This window comes from Microcella sp. (assembly GCF_033763155.1).
GTDB lineage: Bacteria > Actinomycetota > Actinomycetes > Actinomycetales > Microbacteriaceae > Microcella.
In genome coordinates, this window is the sequence record NZ_JANRKZ010000065.1 from 1 (window position 1) to 5,469 (window position 5,469).

Annotated in this window: 6 protein-coding genes; 5 read left to right on the forward strand and 1 reads right to left on the reverse strand. The window is 68.1% G+C overall.

What is annotated here, in order from left to right; translation table 11 throughout:
- Positions 1–47: 47 nt before the first annotated feature.
- Positions 48–215, forward strand: coding sequence for a hypothetical protein (locus SFU54_RS02905; protein ID WP_319014815.1), 168 nt, complete (start codon positions 48–50; stop codon positions 213–215).
- A complete protein-coding gene (locus SFU54_RS02910; protein ID WP_319014816.1) occupies positions 212–673 on the forward strand; it encodes a RidA family protein in 462 nt (153 codons plus the stop codon). The genes SFU54_RS02905 and SFU54_RS02910 overlap by 4 nt, the downstream gene beginning before the upstream one ends.
- A 40-nt stretch (positions 674–713) precedes the next feature.
- Here the strand turns inward: SFU54_RS02910 and acs are convergent, their stop codons facing one another.
- Entirely contained in the window at positions 714–2,678 is a 1,965-nt protein-coding gene (acs, locus tag SFU54_RS02915) for an acetate--CoA ligase (RefSeq protein ID WP_319014817.1), read from the reverse strand.
- Positions 2,679–3,198: 520 nt separating this feature from the next.
- On the opposite strand from acs, the gene SFU54_RS02920 reads away from it, so the two are divergent.
- The 3 genes from SFU54_RS02920 to SFU54_RS02930 all read left to right on the forward strand — a co-directional run bounded on the left by SFU54_RS02920 (position 3,199) and on the right by SFU54_RS02930 (position 5,460).
- A complete protein-coding gene (locus tag SFU54_RS02920; protein WP_319014818.1) occupies positions 3,199–4,146 on the forward strand; it encodes a CpaF family protein in 948 nt (315 codons plus the stop codon).
- A gap of 53 nt (positions 4,147–4,199) precedes the next feature.
- Positions 4,200–5,093: a type II secretion system F family protein gene (locus tag SFU54_RS02925; RefSeq protein ID WP_319014819.1), complete on the forward strand. Its 894-nt coding sequence runs from the start codon at positions 4,200–4,202 to the stop codon at positions 5,091–5,093.
- Between the two features lie 115 nt (positions 5,094–5,208).
- Entirely contained in the window at positions 5,209–5,460 is a 252-nt protein-coding gene (locus SFU54_RS02930; RefSeq protein ID WP_319014820.1) for a DUF4244 domain-containing protein, read from the forward strand.
- The last annotated feature ends 9 nt before the right edge of the window (positions 5,461–5,469 follow it).

Here is a 5,469-nt window from a genome sequence, read left to right on the forward strand (position 1 = left end):
TTAAGGGTACGCCACATGGCTTATGACCACGCTGAATGGACCGCGCGATGACCCAATGGGAATACCTCACGACCCCGCTCATGATCCACACGACCCAGGCAATCCTCAATAACTGGGGCTCGCAGGGCTGGGAACTCGTGCAGGTTGTGGCTGGCCCAGAGGGCGGGCTCGTGGCCTATTTGAAGCGCCCGATCACGGGGGAGGTCAGCGCGTGAGCGCCATCGACGCACGTCTCGCCGAGCTGGGCATCAGCATCCCGGCCGTCACGAAACCGGTCGCGGCCTACGTGCCGGCCATCGCGAGCGGCAACCTTGTCTTCACGGCGGGGCAGCTTCCGTTTGTTGATGGCGCGCTGCCGCAAACCGGCAAGGTCAGCGCCGAGGTCAGCCCTGAGGCTGCTGCCGGCTACGCGCGCACGGCGGTGCTCAACGCACTCGCCGCAGCGCAGAGCGTCATTGGCTCGCTCGACCGCGTCACGCGCGTCGTGAAGGTTGTGGTCTTTGTCGCGTCACCGCCCGACTTCACCGGTCAGCCCGCGGTGGCGAACGGCGCGTCGACGGTGCTGAGCGAGATCTTCGGTGACGCGGGTGCACACGCGCGCAGCGCTGTGGGCGTGGCGGTGCTGCCGCTGGATGCTCCCGTCGAGGTCGAGCTGATTCTCGAGTTCGCCTAGCTCGCGCGGGCCGCGCGCGATTGTCGCCGCGTCGGCCGCCTCAGCCGAGGTCGCTACGGATCGACTGCACAACGTTCACGTCAGTGAGCGTCGTGGTGTCGCCGATCTCGCGCCCTTCGGCGATGTCTTGCAGCAACCGGCGCATGATCTTGCCCGAGCGTGTCTTGGGCAATTCGGCGACGACGAAGATCTCGCGGGGGCGGGCAATGGCGCCGATCTGCTCGGCAACGTGGGCGCGCAGCAGGGTGCTCGCTTCGGTTGCCGTCACCGACGCGGCCTTCTTCGCGCGGAGAATGACAAACGCCACGACCGCTTGACCCGTTGTGTCGTCACTCGCGCCGACGACGGCGGCTTCGGCCACGATCGGGTGCGAGACGAGGGCCGACTCGATCTCCATCGTCGAGAGGCGGTGGCCCGACACGTTCATAACGTCGTCGACGCGGCCAAGCAGTTGCACGTCGCCGTCAGCGTCGAGGTGCGCGCCATCGCCAGCGAAGTAGAGCGGGCCGCCCGGAAGGTGCGCAAACTTTGACCAGTAGGTGTCGACAAATCGCTCGGGGTTGCCCCAAATGCCCCGCAGCATGCTCGGCCACGGTTCGGTGACCACGAGCAGCCCACCGGCTTCTTTGCCCACGTGCACGCCGTCGTCATCGAGCACATCGACGCTGATGCCCGGAATCGGCACTTGCGCCGAGCCGGGCTTCGTTACCGTGATGCCCGGCAAAGCGCTGATCATGATGCCACCGGTCTCGGTCTGCCACCACGTGTCGACGATGGGCGTTGTGCCACCGCCAATGATGTCGCGGTACCAGACCCACGCCTCGGGGTTGATGGGCTCGCCCACTGACCCCAGCACGCGCAGGCTCGAGAGATCGAACGACTGCGGAATCTCGCGGCCGAGCTTCATGAACGAGCGAATCGCCGTGGGGGCCGTGTAGAACTGCGTGACCCTGTATTTTTCGATGAGTTCCCACCACCGACCCGGGTGCGGGGTGTCGGGAGTGCCCTCGTAGAGCACTTGCGTGGCTCCGTTGGCGAGCGGGCCGTACACGACGTAGCTGTGACCCGTGATCCAGCCGACGTCGGCGGTGCACCAGTAGACGTCGGTCTCGGGCTTGAGGTCGAAGACGTTCTTGTGGGTGAAGGCCACTTGCGTGAGGTAGCCACCGCTCGTGTGCAAGATGCCCTTGGGCTTACCCGTCGTGCCGCTCGTGTAGAGAATGAACAGCGGGTTCTCGGCCTCAAAGGCCTCGGCCTCGTGCTCGTCGCTCACGCCCTCGAGTTGCTCGTGCCACCAGAGGTCGCGCCCGGCAGTCCACTCGACCTCGTTCTCGCCGCGTCGCACCACGAGCACGTGCTCCACGTTCGACTCGGCGGCCGCGAGGCCCGCGTCGACCGCGCTCTTGAGCGGAAAGACCCGGCCCTTGCGCCAGCCGCCGTCGGCCGTGATGACGAGCTTGGCATCGGCATCCTCAACACGGGCACGAATGCTCTCGGCACTGAACCCGCCGAAGATGACCGAGTGAATCGCTCCGAGGCGAGCGATCGCGAGCATGGCGATGACGGCCTCGGGAATCACGGGCAGATAGATCGCCACGCGGTCGCCCTGGCCGATGCCGAGACCCGCGAGCATGTTGGCCGCGCGCTTGACCTCGCGCGTGAGCTCGGCATAGGTGAGCGTGCGGGTGTCGCCGGGCTCGCCTTCCCAGTGAAAGGCCACGCGGTCGCCATTGCCGGCGATCACGTGCCGGTCGAGGCAGTTGTAGGCCACGTTGAGCCGCCCGTCGGCAAACCACCGCGCGAAGGGTGGGTTCGACCAGTCGAGGGTTTGCGTGAAGGGCGTGTGCCAGTGCAGCTCGCGGGCACGGTCGGCCCAGAACGCGAGGCGGTCGGCCCGCGCCTCGTCATAGAGTGCGGGCTGCGCGACGGCGGCCGCGGCGAACTCGGGGCTCGGGGCAAACCGGCGGTTTTCGTGCAGAAGGCTGTCAATCGAAGACGTGGACATCAGCATCCTTGGTCGATGTGAAGCGGACTGGCCTGGTCTGCCGCCTGCTGTACGGGGAACAGTCGTCATCTTACGGCCGTGCCTCACCACGCGTCGTGACGATGTCGTGCGCACCCGCGCAGCCGTTCTGTCCCCCATCGGGGGCACGTGAAACTGTGTCCTCCCTATGGAGGACACGATGGGGGACACATTCGCTTGACCTCGGTACCTGGCGACCTACACTTAATGGAGTCAGCAGCACGTCTGACTTCGGTATCGCGCACTTGCCCCCAAATCACGTGGTACCGCGGCGGCGCCCTATTCCCCCCAATCTGGGCGCCGCCATCGACTTACTGCAGCACTGCTCCCGATTCGCGAAGGCCCCTCCCCACGAGGGGCCTTCGTCGTGTGTGCCACGGGATGCTCTCACCTCGCTGCCCACCCCCGCGCGATCGGGCACCCTGTGCGCGTGCAGCCTTTCGTGCCCCGTGATCCCCGTGATGTCGCGTCGCGCTCACTCGAGCCGCCGTCCGCTCCGCTCGTGGCACCCGAGCGCCGACTTTCCGCGTCCGTTCGCGCGGCACTCGGACCTCTCGCCGCCGTCGTCGCCGACCCCGCCGCCACCGACGTCTTTGTGACGGGTGACGGCGCCGTGTGGGCCGACACCGGGGCGGGTGCTCAGCGGGTGGCCGGGGTGCGCCTCGAGTCGGGAGCCGCGCGTGCCCTCGCTGTTGGCCTCATCGCTGTGGGAGGGAGGCACGTTGACGAAGCGACTCCGTGTGCTGACGTGCGACTCGGCGACGGAATGCGCGTGCACGTCGCCCTTCCCCCGATCGCGTGGGGTGGCACCGCCATCTCGATTCGACTGCCCCGCGTCTCTCGAGTGTCGCTCGACGGCGCTGGCGTCGATGCCGACGCCGTGGCTCACTTGCACCGCGCGATCACCGACCGGCAGACCGTGCTGTTCACGGGAGCGACCGGAAGCGGCAAGACGACCCTCATGGCGGCGTGGTTGAGCGAGTCGCTCGCATCCGATCGCATCGTGATTATCGAAGACGTGGCCGAAGCGCCGATTGACCATCCTCACCTCGTCGCACTCGAGTGCCGGCAACCGAATCTTGAGGGCGCTGGCGAAGTCGATCTCGCTCGGCTCGTGCGCGAGGCCTTGCGGATGCGCCCCGACAGGCTCGTGGTGGGCGAGTGTCGCGGAGCCGAAATTCGTGAGTTCTTGGCGGCGCTCAACACCGGGCACCGCGGAGGAGCCGGAACACTGCACGCCAACTCGCTGCATGACGTACCCGCCCGGCTAGAGGCCGTGGGCATGATCGCGGGCCTTGCTCCCGAGGCGCTCGCGCGACAGGCGATGAGCGGCATTGACCTCGTCGTGCACCTTGACCGGCGAGCTGATGGCAGTCGGCGAGCGACACGGGGGCGATTTGCGCTCGACGCGCGTGAACGGCTGGCGATCGAGCAGGTGACCGCGTCGTGACGATCGCACCGCGAGATGAGTCAGCGCTGGCGGCTGACGTGCATCGGTTAGCAGTGCTGATCGCCGCAGGCATTTCGCCGCGAGCAGCCTGGCACCATGTCGCCGCGGCGGCCAACGACCCCCTGCTGGCCTCGATTGCCGCACGCGTCGACCAGGGAATCGATGTCGCCGGCGCCATCGACGACGTGGTCGGCGCTGACACGCACGACGTCTCGGTCGACAGCGCACAGGCGTGGCGGTCGCTTGCGGCGGCGTGGCGGGTGGCAACGGTGTCGGGTGCGCCGTTGGCGCCCGCGCTCCGCGGGTTCGCCGACGGGCTCCGTGACCGAGCTGCGGCACGGCGCGATATTCAGATCGCGCTCGCCGGCCCGCAATCGACGGCGCGCATCGTGCTGCTGCTGCCCGGTGTGGCCGTGGCGCTCGGGCTTCTCATGGGTGTTGACCTCCTCGCAACCGTGAGCACCCCGCTCGGGGCCGCGGCGATCATTGCCGGCACGCTTCTCGTGGTGGTCGCGCGGCGGTGGATGCGCGGCCTCGTCAGCGCCGCGACACCACCTGAGCCGACCAGCGGGCTCGCCCTCGATTTGCTCGCCGTTGCCGCGGGAGGGGGTGGCTCGCCCGAATCGGCTGCGGCGCTCGTGTCGGCCGAACTGCGTCGTGCGCAGGGTGCGGGGGCCATTGACGATGGTGGCGACGGCGAAGGATTACACGCGCTCACGTCGCTCGTGGCACTCTCGCGCGCGGCGGGGGCTCCCGTGCGAGAGCTGGCTCGGGCTGAGGCCGCCGAAGCGCGCCATCGCGCTCGCGATCTCGCTCGAGAGCGTGCGGAGCGACTGGCCGTGCGGCTCATGGTGCCGCTCGGCGCCTGCATCTTGCCCGCATTCGTGCTGCTGGGCGTGGTGCCCATGCTCATGGGGCTTCTCTCCTCCACAGCGGGAGCGTGGTGACACTGCCAGAGCGTCCCGATGTCGTCGGCCGCGGTCGCCACAGGGTGCGGCATCATCGACTCGTTCGTGCCGACCGAATGCCCGCACCGCGGGCGCCACGAGAGGACGACCGATCATGCTGCGCACTCACCCGTCGTTGACCACCGTCACTGCTGCACCCGCGCCGGCGCCTGCTCGCTTCCGACGCTGGGTGACTCACGCCCGCCGTGTCGGCTCCGATGAGCGCGGTGCCGCGACGGCCGAATACGCCATCGCCACCATGGCCGCGGTCGGCTTTGCGAGTCTGCTCGTCGTCATCATGCAAAGCGATGAGGTGCGCGGCATCTTGACCGACCTCGTGCGCACCGCCCTCACCGTCGGCGGTTGACCATCGGTG

Bases quoted from the DNA above. Each gene is read 5' to 3' on its own strand.
- SFU54_RS02905 (WP_319014815.1), top strand. From the start codon at position 48: ATGACCCAATGGGAATACCTCACGACCCCGCTCATGATCCACACGACC.
- acs (WP_319014817.1), bottom strand. From the start codon at position 2,678: ATGTCCACGTCTTCGATTGACAGCCTTCTGCACGAAAACCGCCGGTTT.
- SFU54_RS02930 (WP_319014820.1), top strand. From the start codon at position 5,209: ATGCTGCGCACTCACCCGTCGTTGACCACCGTCACTGCTGCACCCGCG.